Origin of the sequence: Streptomyces capoamus, assembly GCF_014654935.1 — a bacterium.
Classification (GTDB): Bacteria; Actinomycetota; Actinomycetes; order Streptomycetales; family Streptomycetaceae; genus Streptomyces; species Streptomyces capoamus.
In genome coordinates, this window is the sequence record NZ_BNBF01000002.1 from 247,932 (window position 1) to 249,528 (window position 1,597).

Here is a 1,597-nt window from a genome sequence, read left to right on the forward strand (position 1 = left end):
CAAGGACGAGGGGTTCGTGCACGAGCGGCGCGTCCAGGGTCCCGGCGGTCACTGGGTAACCCAACAACTCGTCTCCAACGTGCCGTTGAGCGAGGCGGAAGCCTCTAAGCTCCTCGGACGGACGCCCGTATCCGCGCACGTCGCACCGAGTCCCCGCAATCCGGCGGTCGGTGAGCGGACCGGTCGGCCCGCCGACGGTCATCCCTATGGCGACACCTGCGTGAACACCCCCAACCGACCCCCCAAGCCCCCCGAGGACGCCACCGATGCCTCCGCACCCGCCGAAGCCCCCGAAGCCGCGCACTCCACGGCAGCCCCGCAAGCCGCGCAAGCCCCGGAGGTGGACCGGGGCAGCGAGCACCCCGATCCCGGCCCTCACCTAGACGCGGCCCGCGCCCTCGCCCACGCCTACCGCGACCTCGACCCGGCCCTGCGCCACATCCCCCGGGCCATGGATGCCGAGCTGACGGACCTCACCGCGCGCTGGCTAGCCGCCGGGCATCCGCCCACCGCCATCCGCGCGCACATCCTCCGCGGCCTCCCCGGCGATGGCGCCCCCGTCCACCGCCCCGGCGGCCTGCTGCGCTACCTGCTCCGCGAGGTGCCACCGGTCCCTACCCCGGCCGCACCCGAACCCGAGCCCTCCACAGCCCAGGAACCCACGCCCGGCCGCCCCCTCTCCCCCCGCCTCCACGGCACCCGCGAATGCGAGGGCGACCACGTCCAGCCCGCCCTCTTCCGGCTGGTCGGTGACGAGACGCTCTGCCCGCGCTGCGCCGCAGACCGAGCGCTCTCAGCGCCGCCTGGCCAACCGGCTCAGTTGGCCACCCTCGGCACCCCGCCCTTGCGCCCCACGCCGAAGGCGATGCGGTAGACGTCCGGCAGGTCAATGCGACCGTCCCGGCGCTGGCGCATCACCCCCAGGCCGACGAGTTCTTCGATCAGCAGGGCCGGGTCCTCCGGGTAGCGCGGTCCGGTGCGCACCAGGAAGTCGTCGTCCGGGTCGCTGGGCACGTACCGTTCGGCTTCCTTGTGCAGGGCGTCCACCAACCGGTGCTCCTGCCAGAGGGCTTCGACCTTCTCCCGCTCTATCGGCACCTGGTGGCCTGCCAGCGGCTCGATCGCCAGGCGCACCCACGGCATGTCCTCGCTGACCTCGGCGACCCGGGTCTCGGACGCCGTCTGCACGCCCCGGCGGATGCCCTCGTGGTGGAGGGCGAACTCGTGGCCCGCGTACTGGCCCCGGGTTTCCGCGAGCGCCTTCTGCAGCGCGCTGAGGAAGCTGCGCGGGCTGACCTGCTCGACGCCGTCCATCAGGTGGTTGGGCAGCCAAGTGAAGGTGTGGCCCTTGCGGAAGTTGGACCCCATGTAGGGCCCCGCTATCACGGTGAACTGTTCCTGCTGGGACTGCTCGTCACCGCTGAGTAGTGCCGGAGGGACGAAGCGCCGGCCGTCGGCCTCGGGCTGCCAGCCACCCGTCAGGGCACGGAAGCGGGCGGCCAGCTCGCCGTCGTGGTTCCCCAGGGTGTGGAAGAGCAGCCCGTAGAGGTTGGCTCGGGACCAGGTCAGTGCCGCCGCGTTGGAGGTCAGCTTGGAC

1 protein-coding gene and 1 pseudogene are annotated in these 1,597 nt (G+C 72.5%); one reads left to right on the top strand and one right to left on the bottom strand.

The window, feature by feature from the left end; all coding sequences use genetic code 11:
- Positions 1-874, top strand: an 874-nt coding sequence (locus IE312_RS04590) for a hypothetical protein (protein WP_229899044.1), incomplete at its 5' end; no start/stop codon positions are given.
- Here IE312_RS04590 and IE312_RS38745 read toward each other — a convergent pair.
- Positions 817-1,597 (bottom strand): annotated as a pseudogene (locus tag IE312_RS38745) (hypothetical protein); the annotation flags it as partial. The gene IE312_RS04590 and the pseudogene IE312_RS38745 sit on opposite strands and share 58 nt — an antisense overlap.